At 62.6% G+C, this 14696-nt stretch carries 18 protein-coding genes and 1 pseudogene; 10 read left to right on the top strand and 9 right to left on the bottom strand.

The features are described from left to right. The first annotated feature begins 39 nt into the window (after nt 1–39). From NR193_RS11685 to aat, 5 genes are all read left to right on the top strand, one after another. Complete coding sequence (locus NR193_RS11685) at nt 40–840, top strand: DsbA family protein (protein ID WP_256750978.1); 801 nt, start codon at nt 40–42, stop codon at nt 838–840. Between the two features lie 150 nt (nt 841–990). Beyond that, the gene (gene aroQ, locus NR193_RS11680) at nt 991–1425 is read left to right on the top strand and encodes a type II 3-dehydroquinate dehydratase (RefSeq protein ID WP_091578434.1); all 435 of its coding nucleotides are present in this window, start codon (nt 991–993) and stop codon (nt 1423–1425) included. 26 nt (nt 1426–1451) lie between these two features. Continuing rightward, nucleotides 1452–1910 carry an acetyl-CoA carboxylase biotin carboxyl carrier protein gene (accB, locus tag NR193_RS11675; RefSeq protein ID WP_091578528.1) on the top strand — a complete coding sequence of 153 codons (459 nt, stop codon included), beginning with the start codon at nt 1452–1454 and terminating at the stop codon, nt 1908–1910. Between the two features lie 10 nt (nt 1911–1920). Next, complete coding sequence (accC, locus tag NR193_RS11670) at nt 1921–3264, top strand: acetyl-CoA carboxylase biotin carboxylase subunit (protein ID WP_256750977.1); 1344 nt, start codon at nt 1921–1923, stop codon at nt 3262–3264. Between the two features lie 12 nt (nt 3265–3276). Continuing rightward, nucleotides 3277–3894: a leucyl/phenylalanyl-tRNA--protein transferase gene (gene aat, locus NR193_RS11665; protein WP_256750976.1), complete on the top strand. Its 618-nt coding sequence runs from the start codon at nt 3277–3279 to the stop codon at nt 3892–3894. Between the two features lie 12 nt (nt 3895–3906). Here aat and NR193_RS11660 read toward each other — a convergent pair whose 3' ends face one another. From NR193_RS11660 to NR193_RS11650, 3 genes are all read right to left on the bottom strand, one after another. After that, nucleotides 3907–4293 carry a hypothetical protein gene (locus NR193_RS11660; RefSeq protein ID WP_091578430.1) on the bottom strand — a complete coding sequence of 129 codons (387 nt, stop codon included), beginning with the start codon at nt 4291–4293 and terminating at the stop codon, nt 3907–3909. A gap of 79 nt (nt 4294–4372) precedes the next feature. Then, the gene (locus tag NR193_RS11655) at nt 4373–4957 is read right to left on the bottom strand and encodes a DUF2155 domain-containing protein (protein ID WP_256750975.1); all 585 of its coding nucleotides are present in this window, start codon (nt 4955–4957) and stop codon (nt 4373–4375) included. 140 nt (nt 4958–5097) lie between these two features. Next, a complete protein-coding gene (locus NR193_RS11650; protein ID WP_256750974.1) occupies nt 5098–5496 on the bottom strand; it encodes an NADH:ubiquinone oxidoreductase subunit NDUFA12 in 399 nt (132 codons plus the stop codon). A gap of 227 nt (nt 5497–5723) precedes the next feature. Here NR193_RS11650 and panB point away from each other — a divergent pair, with 227 nt between their 5' ends. Together panB and panC are read left to right on the top strand one after the other, a co-directional pair. Further along, on the top strand, nt 5724–6566 hold the full coding sequence (gene panB / locus NR193_RS11645; protein WP_256750973.1) for a 3-methyl-2-oxobutanoate hydroxymethyltransferase: 843 nt from the start codon (nt 5724–5726) through the stop codon (nt 6564–6566). Then, nucleotides 6563–7414, top strand: coding sequence for a pantoate--beta-alanine ligase (gene panC / locus NR193_RS11640; protein WP_256750972.1), 852 nt, complete (start codon nt 6563–6565; stop codon nt 7412–7414). The genes panB and panC overlap by 4 nt, the downstream gene beginning before the upstream one ends. Before the next feature lie 40 nt (nt 7415–7454). Here the strand turns inward: panC and NR193_RS11635 are convergent, their stop codons facing one another. Beyond that, on the bottom strand, nt 7455–7799 hold the full coding sequence (locus NR193_RS11635) for a VanZ family protein (RefSeq protein ID WP_256750971.1): 345 nt from the start codon (nt 7797–7799) through the stop codon (nt 7455–7457). A 260-nt stretch (nt 7800–8059) separates the two neighbouring features. Between NR193_RS11635 and NR193_RS11630 the strand changes: the two genes are divergently transcribed. Beyond that, nucleotides 8060–9229 (top strand): LuxR C-terminal-related transcriptional regulator, encoded by a 1170-nt coding sequence (locus NR193_RS11630; protein WP_256750970.1) that lies wholly within the window; start codon nt 8060–8062, stop codon nt 9227–9229. A gap of 16 nt (nt 9230–9245) precedes the next feature. Here the strand turns inward: NR193_RS11630 and NR193_RS11625 are convergent, their stop codons facing one another. From NR193_RS11625 to gatB, 3 genes are all read right to left on the bottom strand, one after another. Then, nucleotides 9246–9944, bottom strand: a complete 699-nt coding sequence (locus tag NR193_RS11625; protein WP_256750969.1) for an AIM24 family protein — start codon at nt 9942–9944, stop codon at nt 9246–9248. Nucleotides 9945–10070: 126 nt separating this feature from the next. Then, nucleotides 10071–10556, bottom strand: coding sequence for a GNAT family N-acetyltransferase (locus NR193_RS11620; RefSeq protein WP_256750968.1), 486 nt, complete (start codon nt 10554–10556; stop codon nt 10071–10073). Between the two features lie 4 nt (nt 10557–10560). Further along, the gene (gatB, locus tag NR193_RS11615) at nt 10561–12060 is read right to left on the bottom strand and encodes an Asp-tRNA(Asn)/Glu-tRNA(Gln) amidotransferase subunit GatB (RefSeq protein ID WP_256750967.1); all 1500 of its coding nucleotides are present in this window, start codon (nt 12058–12060) and stop codon (nt 10561–10563) included. Between the two features lie 111 nt (nt 12061–12171). Between gatB and NR193_RS11610 the strand changes: the two are divergent. Beyond that, nucleotides 12172–12294 (top strand): annotated as a pseudogene (locus tag NR193_RS11610) (YjhX family toxin); the annotation flags it as partial. A 63-nt stretch (nt 12295–12357) separates the two neighbouring features. Here NR193_RS11610 and NR193_RS11605 read toward each other — a convergent pair. Together NR193_RS11605 and NR193_RS11600 are read right to left on the bottom strand one after the other, a co-directional pair. Next, a complete protein-coding gene (locus NR193_RS11605; RefSeq protein ID WP_256750966.1) occupies nt 12358–12789 on the bottom strand; it encodes a CBS domain-containing protein in 432 nt (143 codons plus the stop codon). Nucleotides 12790–12876: 87 nt separating this feature from the next. Further along, nucleotides 12877–13635 carry a rhomboid family intramembrane serine protease gene (locus NR193_RS11600; protein WP_256750965.1) on the bottom strand — a complete coding sequence of 253 codons (759 nt, stop codon included), beginning with the start codon at nt 13633–13635 and terminating at the stop codon, nt 12877–12879. Between the two features lie 391 nt (nt 13636–14026). Between NR193_RS11600 and NR193_RS11595 the strand changes: the two genes are divergently transcribed. Further along, nucleotides 14027–14659 carry a PAS domain-containing protein gene (locus NR193_RS11595; RefSeq protein ID WP_256750964.1) on the top strand — a complete coding sequence of 211 codons (633 nt, stop codon included), beginning with the start codon at nt 14027–14029 and terminating at the stop codon, nt 14657–14659. Nucleotides 14660–14696: the final 37 nt, after the last annotated feature.

Here is a 14696-nt window from a genome sequence, read left to right as displayed (position 1 = left end):
GTATACCGGGCCGGAAAACAGACAGAAGGAACAGGAACGATGAAAAAAGCACTGCTGCTGGGCACCACGGGGATTGCGGTCGCCCTTGCCATGCTGGCTTTCGGATTCGTGGCCGGAAGCCCACAGATTGCAAAGGCCGGCACGGCTCAGCCTGTCCAGATGGCGGGTGACACCAAGATCGACCGCGCCGAGGTCGAAGGCATCATCCGCGACTACCTTTTGAAAAACCCGGAAGTGCTGCTGGAGGTTCAGGACGCGCTTGAGGCCAAGCAGAAGGAAGAGCAGCGCATCGCCCATCTGGGCGTGATCAAGGACGCCAAGGACCAGATCTTCAACTCGGCCTTCGACGGCGTCGTCGGCAACCCGAACGGCAAGGTCACCATCGTCGAGTTCTACGACTATAATTGCGGCTTCTGCAAACGCGCCATCGACGACATGCGGGCTCTGACCAAGGCCGATCCGGACCTGCGCTTCGTGCTCAAGGAATTTCCCATCCTCGGACCGGATTCGCAGAAAGCGAGCGTCGTCTCGATGGCCTTCCACCTGATGAAGCCGGAAAAGTACGGCGAATTCCACAATGCGCTGCTCGGCGGTCAGGGACGCGCCACGGAGGCAGCGGCCATCAAGATCGCGCTTTCGCTCGGCGCTGACGAAGCAACGCTGCGCGAGAAGATGAAGGACCCGTCGATCCCCGAGGCTTTCTCCAAGACCTATGACCTTGCCAACAAGCTGGCGATCACCGGCACGCCGTCCTATGTGGTCGGCAACGAGGTCGTGTTCGGGGCGCTTGGACAGGAAGTGCTGGCTGAAAAGATCGAGGCGGCGAAAGCCGCACTCTGATTTTGCTCGCCAGCACATTTCTCACGGGCACATTTCCGCCTGTTGTGGACAGTGAAAGAACGCACTTGCGCTCTTTTCGCGGACGTCTATGCCCATTATAGAGGGCCCAGCGCGCCGGCTTGATGTCGGCGCCGAAGAAGGTCGGCTTTTTTGAAAACGGTTTTCGTCCTGAACGGTCCCAATCTCAACGCGCTCGGCAAGCGCGAGCCGGGCATCTATGGCGGCAAGACGCTTGCCGCGATCGCCGACGACTGCAAACAGGCCGGCGCGTCGCTTGGGTTCGAGATCGATTTCCGCCAGTCGAACCACGAGGGCGACCTGGTCGACTGGATTCAGGAAGCCGGAGACAAGGCGGTCGGCATCGTCATCAATCCGGGCGCCTACAGCCACACCTCGATCGCGATCCACGATGCCATCCGCGCCGTCGCGCCGCTGCCAGTCGCCGAAGTCCATCTTTCCAACATCCATGCGCGGGAATCATTCCGCCACGTCTCCATGGTCGCGCCGGTTGCCGTCGGCATGATCTGTGGCTTTGGGCCGCTCGGCTACACGCTGGCGCTGCAGGCGCTGGCCGCACGCCTATGACCGGCCAACAAACAGAAGGCTCGAAAATGTCGATAAAGAAGACCGGTGTTGACCAGCAACTGATCCGCGATCTGGCGGGCATACTGAACGACACCAACCTGACCGAGATCGAGGTTGAACTGGGCGACCTGAAGGTGCGCGTCTCGCGGCAGGCCCCTGCCGTCCATGCGATCGCAGCGCCGCAACCAGCTTATGCGCCAGCAGCAGCCCAGCCCGCCGCAGCTGCAGGCCCGGCAACGGTCGACGTGTCGAAGAACGCGGTGGCCTCGCCGATGGTCGGCACCGCCTATCTGGCGCCGTCGCCCGACGCCAAGGCGTTCATCGAAGTCGGCCAGAAGGTCAAGGAAGGCCAGACGCTGCTGATCATCGAGGCTATGAAGACGATGAACCAGATCCCCTCGCCCCGCGCCGGCACGGTGACGGCGATCCTGTTCGAGGACGCGCAGCCGGTCGAGTACGGCATGCCGCTCGTCGTGATCGAGTAGAGCGGACCGGATGTTTCAGAAGATTCTCATCGCCAATCGCGGCGAAATCGCGCTCCGGGTTTTGCGCGCCTGCAAGGAACTCGGCATCCAGACGGTGGTCGTGCATTCGACCGCCGACGCCGACGCCATGCATGTGCGGCTGGCCGACGAGAGCGTCTGCATCGGGCCGCCGCCATCGCGCGACAGCTATCTCAACATCCATCAGATCGTGGCCGCCTGCGAAATCACCGGCGCCGACGCGGTGCATCCGGGCTATGGCTTCCTGTCGGAGAACGCCAAGTTCGCCGACATCCTGGCCGCGCACAACATCACCTTCATCGGTCCCTCCGGCGACCATATCCGCATCATGGGCGACAAGATCGAGGCCAAGCGCACCGCAAAGCGCCTCGGCATCCCGGTGGTGCCCGGTTCGGACGGCGCCGTCACCGATCAAAAGGAAGCCAAGCGCATTGCCGCCGAGATCGGCTACCCCGTGATCATCAAGGCGTCGGCTGGCGGCGGCGGGCGCGGTATGAAGGTCGCCCTTACCGAGGCCGACCTCGAGATCGCCTTGCAGACAGCGAGCACGGAAGCGGGTGCCGCCTTCGGCGACGATGCCGTCTACATCGAGAAATACCTGGAAAAGCCGCGCCATATCGAGGTGCAGGTGTTCGGCGACGGGTTCGGCCGCGGCGTCCATTTCGGCGAGCGCGACTGCTCGCTGCAACGCCGCCACCAGAAAGTCTGGGAAGAGGCGCCCTCGCCGGCACTCAATGCCGAGGAGCGCGCCCGCATCGGTGACATCTGCGCCAAGGCCATTGCCGACCTTGGCTACTCCGGCGCCGGCACGATCGAGTTTCTCTACGAGAACGGCGAATTCTACTTCATCGAGATGAACACGCGCCTGCAGGTCGAGCATCCGGTGACGGAAGCGATCACCGGCATCGATCTGGTGCATGAACAGATCCGCGTCGCCTCCGGCGGCGGCCTCTCGGTGAAACAGGAAGACATCAAGTTCAACGGTCACGCCATCGAATGCCGCATCAATGCCGAGGACCCGCGCACCTTCACCCCCTCGCCCGGCACCATCACCCACTTCCACACGCCTGGCGGCCTCGGCATCCGCGTCGATTCCGGCGTCTATTCCGGCTACAAGATCCCACCCTACTACGACAGCCTGATCGGCAAGCTGATCGTGCACGGGCGTAACCGCGTCGAGTGCATGATGCGGCTGCGGCGGGCCCTGGATGAGTTCGTCGTCGACGGCATCAAGACGACGCTGCCGCTGTTTCGCGATCTCGTCGGCAATGCGGACATCGCCAATGGCGACTACGACATCCACTGGCTGGAAAAATACCTGGCCAAGGGCGAATAGCGCGGCAACGCGATGACCCGCCCCTACGCGCCCGGCTATCGCATCCCCACCGACCTGCTGCTCAAGGCCTATGCCTCGGGCGTCTTTCCGATGGCCGAAAGCGCCAGCGATCCCGAAGTGTTCTGGGTGCGGCCGGAGACGCGCGGCATCATCCCGCTCGAAGGTTTTCACACGCCCAAGAGCTTGAAGAAGACGATCCGCAAGCACCCGTTCGACATCCGTTTCGATTTCGATTTCGAAGCGACGATCGATGGCTGCGCCGAGAAGCGCGAGGAGCGGCGGTCGACCTGGATCAATGCGCCGATCCGCGAAGCCTATGTGCAACTGCATCGGCTGGGCCACTGCCATTCCGTCGAGGCCTGGCGCGAGGATCGGCTGGTCGGCGGCCTCTATGGCGTGTCGCTCGGCCGGGTGTTCTTTGGCGAGAGCATGTTCGCCAGGGAGACCGACGCCTCCAAGACCTGCCTGTTTTATCTGGTCGAGCGGCTGAAGGAACGGGGCTTCGCGTTGCTCGATACGCAGTTCACCACCGAGCACCTGAAGCGCTTCGGCGCGGTCGACGTGCCACGCGGCAAGTATGAGAAGATGCTGGCCGAAGCGCTGAAGGGTGAGGCGATCTTCTTTCCCTGACGATCAAGCCTCTCACTTCCCGGTCGCGGTCTCCAACGGTGTCTGCGAATGGAACATCATCTTCCAGCCGTTGACGCGATGGACATAGCCGGTGCTGACCAACGCCGCGTAGGGTTCGCCGTTCTCGCGTGTCGCATGGGCCTCGTAGGTCAGCATGATGATATCGCTTCCCGGCTCGATTATTCCCTTGAGCTCGATATCGAGGTCGCGCCAGCGGTTGGGCTTGGTCGCGGTCTTGGCGAGATCGGCATTGTCCATCGCCTTTGCCATCTGCGGAAAGGCAACCAGGCATTCGGTGTCGGCATTGGCCGCGTAGTAGGCCGCGTCGCCCGTCCAGAACCCCTTTTCGAGTTCGAGCAGCTCTTTCTTGCTGGCGGTGATCCGCTTGTGGTCTGACATGGGAAAATCATCCTCCAGGCGCATTGATGCGCTGTCGTTCGTGGCCCCAACGCATGATGGCGGCGACGGTTCCGGAGGATCAGTTGGCGTCGGTGGCATCCGGTTGTGCGGGATCGGGCTGCGCCACATCCGGAGTGGGTGCAGTCTCCGGCTTGGCTGCAGCAGGCTTCGCAGCGTCGGCCTTGGTCCCGTCAGCCTTGGCGGCGTCTGGCGCAGGGACATCCGACTTCTGCTTGCAGGCCTTCAGCCAGACGTCATAGACGGCATGTTCGACGGCGTTCAGGCCGGGGCTTTCGGCGAACATCCAGCCGGTGAAGATACGGCGAATCTTGCGGTCGAGCGTGATCTCGTCGACCTCGACGAAGGAATCGGTCTTCGGCTCCTCGGTCTGCGGCCGCGAATAACAGACGCGCGGCGTCACCTGCAAAGCGCCGAACTGCACCGTCTCGTCGATATAGACGTCAAAGGTGATGATGCGGCCGGTGATCTTGTCGATGCCGGCGAATTCGGCAACCGGATTGGTGATGCGATCCGACCCCGCGGGCGCCGCCGGCGCCGGCGCGGGCGCGGCGGGTGTGGGCGAAGCGGCAAAGGCCGCGGTGCTGACGGCAAGGCCGGCGGCTACCGTCAGGCCGCCCATCGATGTCAGGCTGAAAAAGCTCATATAGGGATACCGGTGGTTCGCGCCCGGGTGATTCTGTCGATCGCCAAGGCTAGTCGCCGTTTTCTGATCAGCAAGCAGCTAAACACCAATTGTGGCGATAAAGGACCGGCTCGCACTTGCGCCGTTACAAGCCGGGGCCGCTAGGACCCGGGCGTCCAGGCGTCGTAGTCGCCAGTGACCTGCGGGCGATGCTGATTGGTCAGCACCGAACCCTTCGGCCGATAGGCCGACGGGCTGCCGGTCAAATTGGGCTGATGCGGCTTCTGCCAGTCGCGTGGCTTGTAATCCTCGCTCGGCGGCGCGACATCGACACGGTGATGGATCCAGCCGTGCCAGCCGGGCGGAATGGCCGAAGCTTCCGAATAGTTGCGATAGATGACCCAGCGGCGCGTGCGGCCTTCCGAATCGATGCCGCCCTCGTAGTAGACGTTGCCCGTCTCGTCCTGGCCGACCTTCCTGCCATGCCGCCAGGTGTGCAGGCGCGTTCCCAGCGTCTGGCTGTTCCACCAGGTGAAAAACTGCGTAAGGAAAGTCTTCATCTCAGAACCCTCGCGCCGACGGCGCCCGTTTCCTGCTTATGGCGTCAGGCCTTCGGGAAGGCAAGGCTTTTGCCGCAGGGAGCGCACAAATGGCTTGCCGGAAACCCGACAAAAGCCCGTGATCTTGTCCTTCGCCGGATGCGCGCTTGCCAAGCCTTTGCGGTCTTTCTAAAGCTCTGCGCGCCCATGCGGGTATCCAACCGGGCTGCGGCCGAAGGAGGTGACGATTGGCCCCGGAATTGCCTACCACCGACATTCGCATCAGCGCCGATCTGATTCGCCGCCGCAAGGGCGGCACGCCGATCGTCTGCCTGACCGCCTACACCTATCCCTTTGCCCGTTTGCTCGACGAGCATGTCGATCTGCTCCTGGTCGGCGACAGCGTCGCCATGGTCCTGCATGGCCACCAGACGACGCTGGGTGCCTCGCTCGAGATGATGATCGCGCATGGGCAAGCGGTGATGCGCGGTTCGGCCAAAGCCTGCGTCGTCGTCGACCTGCCGGCCGGCAGCTATGAGGATTCGGCAGCACAAGCCGTTGCCTCCGCGCGGCGGGTGGTCGACGAAACCGGCTGCCAGGCGGTGAAACTCGAAGGCGGCGTCGACATGGCCCGGCAGATCGCGGCGATCGTGGCCGCCGGCATTGCAGTCATGGGGCATATCGGCCTGCTGCCGCAATCGGTCGAGAAGGATGGCGGCTACAAGATCAAGGGCCGCACAGAGGAGAACGTGGCGGCATTGGTTCGCGACGCGCTCGCTGTCGAGGAAGCCGGTGCGTTCTCGGTGGTTATCGAAGGCACGGTCGAGACGGTTGCGGCCGATATTACCCACCGCATCGCCATTCCAACCATCGGCATCGGCGCCAGCCGCGATTGCGACGGCCAGATCCTGGTCATCGACGACATGGTCGGGCTGACCGTCGACCGGGTGCCGAAATTCGTCAAGGAATATGCCGATCTGCGCAGCGCGATCTCGCACGCCGCGGCAAGCTATGCATCGGAGGTGCGAAGCCGGACATTCCCCGGCTCCGGCCATGTCTTCTCGGCCAACGACCGTATGGATGACGCATGAGCCGGCCCGTAGTCGTCGATAGTGTTGCCGCACTCCGCGCGCAGGTCCATGGCTGGCGGCGCGACGGCCTTCGCGTCGCCATGGTGCCGACCATGGGCGCGTTGCATGACGGGCACATCTCGCTGATCAGGATCGCGCTCGAAAAAGCCGAACGCTGCGTCGTGTCGATTTTCGTCAACCCGACGCAGTTCGCACCGTCCGAAGATCTCGACAAATACCCGCGCCAGCTCGCCCGCGACCTCGACCGGCTGGGACTGGCTCGGGCCGACCTTGCCTTCACACCAACGGTCGGCGAGATGTACCCCGCCGGCTTTGCCACCAAAGTCTCGGTCGGCGGCCCCGCCGCCGGGCTCGAATCGGACTTTCGCCCGACCTTTTTCGATGGCGTCGCCACCGTGGTGGCAAAGCTCTTCCTGCAGGCAACGCCCGACTGCGCGGTCTTTGGCGAAAAGGACTACCAGCAGCTTTGCGTCGTCAGGCAGCTTTGCCGCGACCTGGACCTGCCCGTCGAAATCATCGGCGCACCGACGATCCGCGACGCGCACGGCCTCGCCATGTCGTCACGCAACGCCTATCTCGGCGAAGCCGAACTCAACATCGCCCGCCAATTGAACGTCATCCTGCGAAAGGCGGCCGCGGAGATGGCGGCCGGTGCCGACCAAAAAGACGCGACCGCCGAAGCCAGCCGTGCCCTCGTCGCGGCCGGCTTCACGAAAGTCGACTATGTCGAAGCGCGCGAAAGCCTAACGCTCGCCCCATGGCGTCGCGATCGTGAAGGACGCCTGCTCGCGGCGACCTGGCTCGGCAAGACCAGGCTGATCGACAATGTGGAAGTCCCCTCCATCTAGGGCGCAGGTTCGATCAGTCGCATGTCGCTTCCTGCCGCGCCTAACCCTGCCTTTTTCTTACGCCGGTCCTGACAAACAGTTGCCCCACGGCGATCCCGATAACCCCGGCTGACGCTTTCACGAGTGCGTCGGCAAGGTGCGCGTGGCGGCCGGGATCCACGATCTGAAGCAGTTCCAGCATGCCGGCGGTCACGACAACAAAGATCAAGGCTTGATAGAGACGGTTGGGGAAGCCCAGCGCCAGGGCGAAACCCAACAGCACATAAGCCAGGGCGCGCTCAACATTCGCCTCCGCCATGTGGGGCCGCATCTGGATCGGCGACAAGGTCGCGAAAATGATGATGGCGAGCAGCGCCAGCGCTGTAATGCGGGACAGTTTGGTCATGCCCTTGCATATCTGTCGTGAGCCGGCACAGCAAATGCGAGGATGACGCAGGGCCGGACATGGAGCCATCGGCGACCATGTCCGGACGATGACGATGATGCGTCCAAGAGAAGCGCGATGCAGGCGCACCACCGCTTGCCGCGATGAAACAATCCCTGGATGTGGCGGCATCAGCAAGTTACATGACGACACTATTGTGCAACCTTACGCAGCGCGGCTGTGGAACCTGACACTCACTTGAAGGCGACACGAGAGGGTCCATGCCTGCGCTGGCGAACACAGTTCACCGTGCTCTGCCGCGGATCGTCGAAGCGATCTACGATTCAGTTGCCGACGTCGACCGCTGGCAGTCGACGCTCGATGCCATCCGCCGATTGGCACTCGGCCAGCTTGCCATGCTGGCGGTCATCGACACGGTCGGCAACTCCGCCCGATTTTCGGTTTCCTGCGGCGATCCGTCGATGCTCGAGCCGCTGCAGCGCGATTATGGGTCCGAGGTGCCCTTCTTCACGGCCGTGCCGAAGATGGACATCGACATGCCGTTCACGGTCGATTCCATCTATGCGCTGCAAGGTCCCGACGCTCGACAGAACTGGATCGAAAGCCGCATCGTGCGCGAATGGGTGGAGCCCAACCGGCTGGATGACTTCTTCTGGGTGGCGCTGATGAAAAGGCCAACCCGCATCGGCACGCTGATGGTGGTGACGGACAAGGACAGGCGACAGATTTCGGCCGAAGATCTCGAGCTGGTCTCGTCGCTTGCGCCGCATGTGCGGCGCGCCGTGACCATCGGCGACCTGTTCGAGGCGGAACGGCGCAAGGCGGAGATTTTCCGCTCCGTCCTCGAGACCCTCGACCACCCGGTGATGATCGTTTCCGCCGACATGCAGATCATCTTCGCCAATCCGGCGGCCGAGGCGCTGCTTGTCGAGAACTCAGCCGTCTGTTCGGTGCGCGGCCAATTGTCGTTCGCCTATCCGCAGGCCAATGCCTCGATCAGTTGCGCGGTTGCACTGGGCACACGCGACGAATTCGCGCTCGGACCGTCCGGCATCGACATTCCGCTCGCCAAGGTCAGCGTTCCGGCGGTGGCGCATATCATGCCGCTGGCACGGCGCGAGATTTCGGCGCGAATGTCGCAGCGCGCCGCCGCCGCGATCTTCATCGCCGCCGCCGGCACCGCCCCGATCCCGGCACTGGAGGCGATCGGCGCACTGTTCGGCCTGACCGCTGCGGAAAAGCGCGTTGCCGGCCATGTCGCCGCCGGCAAGACTCGCAAGGAGATTGCCGCCGCCAGCGGCGTCTCGGATGGTACGGTCAAGTCGCAACTGGCGACGATCTACGACAAGACCGGAACCGGCGATCAGCGTGAACTCGAACTGCTGATCCGCGAATTGTCGCCGCCCTTGCGTTCACGCAACGGGGCGTGACCTGACGCATCGGCGCCTATTCCTCGGTCGGCATATGCAGATACATCGACTGGATGCCGACACGACCCGGCCCGGTGAACCGGTTGACGATGAAATTCATGTTGGCGCCGAAGAAGCCGCTCGACAGGCGGTCGATCTTCGTTTCCATCTTGACCGAAGTATCCTTGAACAGCCACCCGCCCGGCTCGATGTCGATGGTCTCGCCTGCGGCGAGCGTCTTTTCAAAAACGTTGCCGTAACCATGCAGCCAGACAATGCCGTCGCCGGCATCGCCGCGAAAGCGGTCGATGAAAAAGCCGCTTTGGCCGAACAGCATCGTCGCCAGGCCGCGCACGCGCTCGAAGGTGTAATCGACGTTGCCGGTGGCGGCAAGAAACTGGTGCTCGCGCACCTGGATCTCCTCGCCGCGCCTGAGGTGGATCGGCACGATATGGCCGGGCCCATCGCGGCTGAAGGCAATGATGCCTGGCCCCGACGCCTCGGTGACGAATATCTGCATGCCGGCCATCATCCGCTTCAGCGCACCCTTCAGCGATTTCAGGCCGATGGTGATGGTGGAGTTCTTCCACAGCAGGATGTGGTGCTCGAAATAGACCGGCATCCGCGTCACATCGACTGAAAGCACCGGCACCAGCTCGCCCGCGATATGATAGGTGACGCCACCAAAGGTTTCGTCCGACACCTGTGTCGGCATCAGTTCCGGCAAGCTCGGCATGAAGTCCCCCCTCGCGCCGGCGCGTCATTGGATACGGGCGCGGGCCGAGGCAGCGTTGATACGGCCGTGGGGGCCGGTCAAATCAAAAACGCGAGACAATTGCTGGCCGTGCATACCGGCAGCGATCTATCCGAGCGGCTTCTCGAAACTCAGCGTCCTTGGCCTTGCGACGTCACCGGCGTCTGCAACATTGCCGGATGGTAAAAACCCGGTCGATCGGTAGAAAGCGATGGCGCCGCCATTGGCTTCCTCGACCTCGACGCGCAGCGTTCGAGCTTCCGGGAAACTGGCCTCGATCTCGTCCAGCAGCGCTTGCCCGATCCCTCGCCGCTGGCAGTCCGGATGAACGTAGAGCTGGTTCAACAGGATGACCTTCGCATCGGTGGCGGCCGCGAAAGCCATGCCGCCGATCCGCTTGCCATCATCGGCCACCAGGAATTCCGAGTTCGGCCGTGTCAGCCGTGACCGGAGCGAGACGATCGAGTGCCAGTCGTCGGTGATCTCGTTGACCTTGGCGGCGCCGTAGACAGCGTCATAGGTCGCATGCCAGGTCTCGACCAGCAGCGCCCGCATGGCAACAAGATCGCGCTCCCCGGCGGTGCGGACGAACACCGCCTTACTCGATACCCAGCTTGGCCTTGACCAGGTCGTTGACCGCCTGCGGATTGGCCTTGCCACCGGTCGCCTTCATCACCTGGCCGACGAACCAGCCGGCCATGCTCGGCTTGGCGCGTGCCTGTTCGACCTTGTCGGGGTTGGCGGCGATCACCTCGTCGACAGCCTTCTCGATGGCGCCGGTGTCGGTGACCTGCTTCATGCCGCGACTCTCGACCAGCTGGCGCGGATCGCCGCCTTCGTTCCAGACGATCTCGAACAGATCCTTGGCGATCTTGCCGGAGATGGTGCCATCCTTGATCAGATCGATGACCGCGCCGAGCTGATCTGGCGAAACCGGAGCATTTTCAATATCCTTGCCGGCCTTGTTCAATTGCCCGAGCAGATCGTTGATGACCCAGTTGGCGGCGAGCTTGCCGTCGCGGCCGGCGGCCACCTTTTCGAAATAGTCTGCGATCGGCTTTTCCGACACCAGGATCGACGCATCATAGGTCGACAGGCCGAGCGAGGAGATCAGCCGAGCCTTCTTGTCGTCGGGCAGTTCCGGCAATTCCTTCGCCAACGCGTCGACATAGGCCTGGTCGAATTCCAGCGGCAAGAGGTCGGGATCGGGGAAATAGCGGTAGTCGTGCGCCTCTTCCTTGGAGCGCATCGAGCGCGTCTCGCCCTTGACGGCGTCGAACAGCCGCGTCTCCTGGTCGATCTTGCCGCCATCCTCCAGAATGGCGATCTGCCGGCGGGCCTCGTAGTCGATGGCCTGGCCGATGAAGCGGATCGAGTTGACGTTCTTGATCTCGCAGCGCGTGCCGAACTCGCCGCCGGGCTTGCGCACCGAGACGTTGACGTCGGCGCGCATCGAGCCTTCGTCCATGTTGCCGTCGCAGGTGCCGAGATAGCGCACGATGGTGCGCAGCTTGGTGACGTAGGCCTTGGCCTCATCGGCCGAACGCATGTCGGGTTTCGAGACGATCTCCATCAGCGCAACGCCGGAACGATTGAGATCGACATAGGACATGGTCGGATGCTGGTCGTGCATCGACTTGCCGGCATCCTGTTCCAGATGCAGCCGCTCGATGCCGACCTCGATGTCCTCGAACTCGCCCTGACGGTCGGGGCCCACCGAGACGATCACGGTGCCCTCGCCGACGATCGGCTGCTTGAACTGCGAGATCTGGTAGCCCTGAGGCAGGTCGGGATAGAAGTAATTCTTCCGGTCGAAGACGGACTTGTGGTTGATCTGCGCCTTCAGACCAAGGCCGGTGCGGATCGCCTGCTTGACGCATTCCTCGTTGATGACCGGCAGCATGCCCGGCATTGCCGCATCGACCAGGCTGACATTGGCGTTGGGCGCCGCGCCGAAGGCGGTCGAGGCGCCGGAAAACAGCTTTGCCTCCGAGGTCACCTGCGCATGGACCTCGAGGCCGATGATGATCTCCCAGTCGCCGGTGGCGCCAGGGATCAGGCGTTTCGCGTCGGGGGTACGGGTGTCGATAATGCTCATGGCAGCCTGCGAATTACGGTGACCGAACTCATGTTTGAACATGAGTTTCACGTCTGGCGTGAAAGTCATTCGCTAGTGCAAACAGCCAAAAGAGACAAGCGCAAAGCCGCAGGCCGGCCCTATCCGGGCGTCGATCTGGACCTGTTTCGAAAGTTGGAGCGGAAGAAAGCCGTTTCGTCGTCGGGTGGCGGACCCTACCGCATAATCCGGCGCGGGCTCGCACTCGTTCGCTCGACCTCGACAACAGGTACCTATGACCCGCCGGTCGGTTCTCCAGCCGGCGGTTCCTTTCGCCGATCACGCAGTGGCGATGTAGGCCCTGATCTCGTCGGCCTCGCGCTCGACGTCCTCGATACGGCGCTTGACCACGTCGCCGATGGAGATGATGCCATCGAGCATGCCGTCCTTCTCCACCGGCAGATGCCGGAAACGGTGCCTGGTCATGATTTCCATGACCTCGTTGACCGTGTGGTTCTCGTTGCAGATCTTCACTTTCGGCGTCATAGCCGAACGAACGGCGATATCGAGCGCCGCAGCGCCTTCCTTGGCGACGACCCGGACGATGTCGCGTTCCGACAGAATGCCGACGATCTTGCGGTCGCCATTGGTGATGACCAGCGCGCCGATCTTGTGTTCGGCCAGGATACGGATCGCTTCGGTCAGTTTTTCGTTCGGCCCGAGCGTCAATACGTCATGGCCTTTTCTTTCGAGAATTGCCTTAACCGTCATGGCGTCCTCCTCTGCTTTTGCCCGCCGGTTCCTGCCCTGACCGGCTTCACGTAAGAGTGAACATCGTGCGCCGTGATCGGTTGCATTTCAAGTGCGTCGGTCCGTGGTCTCCCACTCAGGCGCCTGCCATCGCCTGTCGAACCAGCGCAGGCCGAAGAACCCGGCGACAAAGCCGCCAATATGGGCTTCCCAGGCGATCTGCCCGTCTGTTCCCGGGGCAAAGCCGAGAAGGCCAGTGGCGAGATTGATGACCATCCACATGGCGAGGAAGATCACTACGCCACGCGAGCGCAGTACAACTGCGATCGGCAACACAGGGCCAGCGAAGGCAGCCTTGCCGGCCGAGCGGTCGGTGCGGAAACCGAAACGCGCGGCAGCGCCCATCATGCCAGAAATAGCGCCCGACGCACCAACCAGAGGCGCCTCTCCGTACGGATGCATGGCCCAGAAAAGCACAACCGAAGCCAGCCCGGTCAGGGCGAAAAACAGCGCGAACCAGAGCGCGCCGAGACGGTTGGCCAACGGCGAGCCAAAGGCTGCGAGCCACACCATGTTGATGGCGATATGGGCAAAACCGCCATGCATGAAGGCATAGGTGAAGGGGCGAGAGAACAGGAACCAGTCGAAGCCGTATTTCCCGGTATAGAGAACGGGGATGAAAGCCCCATCGTACAGCAGGGTCAGCTGTTGCGTTTCGGTCAGCACATACTGCTGCAGCAGATAGACCACGATGCAGATTCCGATTACCGCCAGCACGACTGGCGGCAGGTTGAACACCGGCTCGCGACGCGGCTGCGGCTCACGCTCCATCTGTTCCATTTCCGGTGGGCTCACGGGCTCGTTCATGCGTGCTAGCACTCAGTCCAGGGTTTTGAATCAGGTGAGCATCTAGACCACCGCCCGCCGACTCACAAACGGCGAATCGCCTCGGCGCGAATCAAAAAAAACCGTCCAAGGTTTCCCTTGAACGGTTGGTCGAGCCCCCTGCTCCCCTAAAACTCTTGACTGAAGTGCTGCCGATCGTCGCGAAACGACCGCTTCTGGAGTGGTTTTTATGTGCCATGGGCCTCGCCTCGGCGCAACGTAAACCACTTGTTAACCTTAACGGCCCCGACCCGTGAACAAGTGTTAACGACGCTGGCACGCTTCCTGCTCCGCAACGCATGTAAGTCATCGGAGGGCGCCCTTCTGTTCACCGATGGGACATCAGACGACAGATTGCGCGGAGCAGCATAGCATGAACCAGAACGGATCGATCACGCTGTTCCAATATTGGAATCGCCTGCGTGACGGACGCCCCGCTCCGAAGCGTTCGGAGGTCGAGCCGGCCGACATCAAGTCGCTTTTGGCCGATACGTTCATCCTGGAAAGGGACACCCGCGGGCAAGCCGTATTCCGGTTGGCTGGTACAAGGCTTTGCGCCTACTATGGCCGCGAGTTGAAGGGCTTTTCCTTTCCATCGCTGTGGCGCGAGAAGGACCAGCGGCTCGTCTCGCGGCTGATCCATGGCGTCTTCGACCAGAAATCCGTTGTTCTCATTACCTTTGAGGGTTTCAGCCGCAGTGGCCGCTCCAACAGGTTCGAACTGCTTGCCTTGCCGCTTGACGGCGGTGTCGAAAGTCCGCGCTGCCTCGGCGTGATCAGCGCCGTGGAAAAGCCCTTCTGGCTGGGCGCTGACCCGATCACCGACGCATTGATCGATTCCATCCGCGTCGTCGATCCAGAGAAGGAACTGCTGAACAACCGTCCGGCGATCAATGTTCCCTCGCTCGTTCCCGACGAACTCGAGGCACCCGAGACGATTTCGGCGCTCGGCCGGGTTCGTCGCATCCGCCATCTCGTCGTTTTCGATGGCGGGCGCGAGGAATAGTCCGCAATCCAGCGGCGTGGAGCGCCCGCTTTTCCCC

The organism is Mesorhizobium sp. Mes31 (genome assembly GCF_024519675.1).
In the GTDB taxonomy this organism is placed as follows: domain Bacteria; phylum Pseudomonadota; class Alphaproteobacteria; order Rhizobiales; family Rhizobiaceae; genus Mesorhizobium.
Note: the sequence above shows the minus strand (reverse complement) of the source record. Positions and strands in the feature narration are given on the sequence as shown.

Bases quoted from the DNA above. Each gene is read 5' to 3' on its own strand.
- NR193_RS11685 (WP_256750978.1), top strand. From the start codon at position 40: ATGAAAAAAGCACTGCTGCTGGGCACCACGGGGATTGCGGTCGCCCTT.
- accB (WP_091578528.1), top strand. From the start codon at position 1,452: ATGTCGATAAAGAAGACCGGTGTTGACCAGCAACTGATCCGCGATCTG.
- accC (WP_256750977.1), top strand. From the start codon at position 1,921: ATGTTTCAGAAGATTCTCATCGCCAATCGCGGCGAAATCGCGCTCCGG.
- aat (WP_256750976.1), top strand. From the start codon at position 3,277: ATGACCCGCCCCTACGCGCCCGGCTATCGCATCCCCACCGACCTGCTG.
- NR193_RS11660 (WP_091578430.1), bottom strand. From the start codon at position 4,293: ATGTCAGACCACAAGCGGATCACCGCCAGCAAGAAAGAGCTGCTCGAA.
- NR193_RS11655 (WP_256750975.1), bottom strand. From the start codon at position 4,957: ATGAGCTTTTTCAGCCTGACATCGATGGGCGGCCTGACGGTAGCCGCC.
- NR193_RS11650 (WP_256750974.1), bottom strand. From the start codon at position 5,496: ATGAAGACTTTCCTTACGCAGTTTTTCACCTGGTGGAACAGCCAGACG.
- panC (WP_256750972.1), top strand. From the start codon at position 6,563: ATGAGCCGGCCCGTAGTCGTCGATAGTGTTGCCGCACTCCGCGCGCAG.
- NR193_RS11635 (WP_256750971.1), bottom strand. From the start codon at position 7,799: ATGACCAAACTGTCCCGCATTACAGCGCTGGCGCTGCTCGCCATCATC.
- NR193_RS11630 (WP_256750970.1), top strand. From the start codon at position 8,060: ATGCCTGCGCTGGCGAACACAGTTCACCGTGCTCTGCCGCGGATCGTC.
- NR193_RS11625 (WP_256750969.1), bottom strand. From the start codon at position 9,944: ATGCCGAGCTTGCCGGAACTGATGCCGACACAGGTGTCGGACGAAACC.
- gatB (WP_256750967.1), bottom strand. From the start codon at position 12,060: ATGAGCATTATCGACACCCGTACCCCCGACGCGAAACGCCTGATCCCT.
- NR193_RS11605 (WP_256750966.1), bottom strand. From the start codon at position 12,789: ATGACGGTTAAGGCAATTCTCGAAAGAAAAGGCCATGACGTATTGACG.
- NR193_RS11600 (WP_256750965.1), bottom strand. From the start codon at position 13,635: ATGAACGAGCCCGTGAGCCCACCGGAAATGGAACAGATGGAGCGTGAG.
- NR193_RS11595 (WP_256750964.1), top strand. From the start codon at position 14,027: ATGAACCAGAACGGATCGATCACGCTGTTCCAATATTGGAATCGCCTG.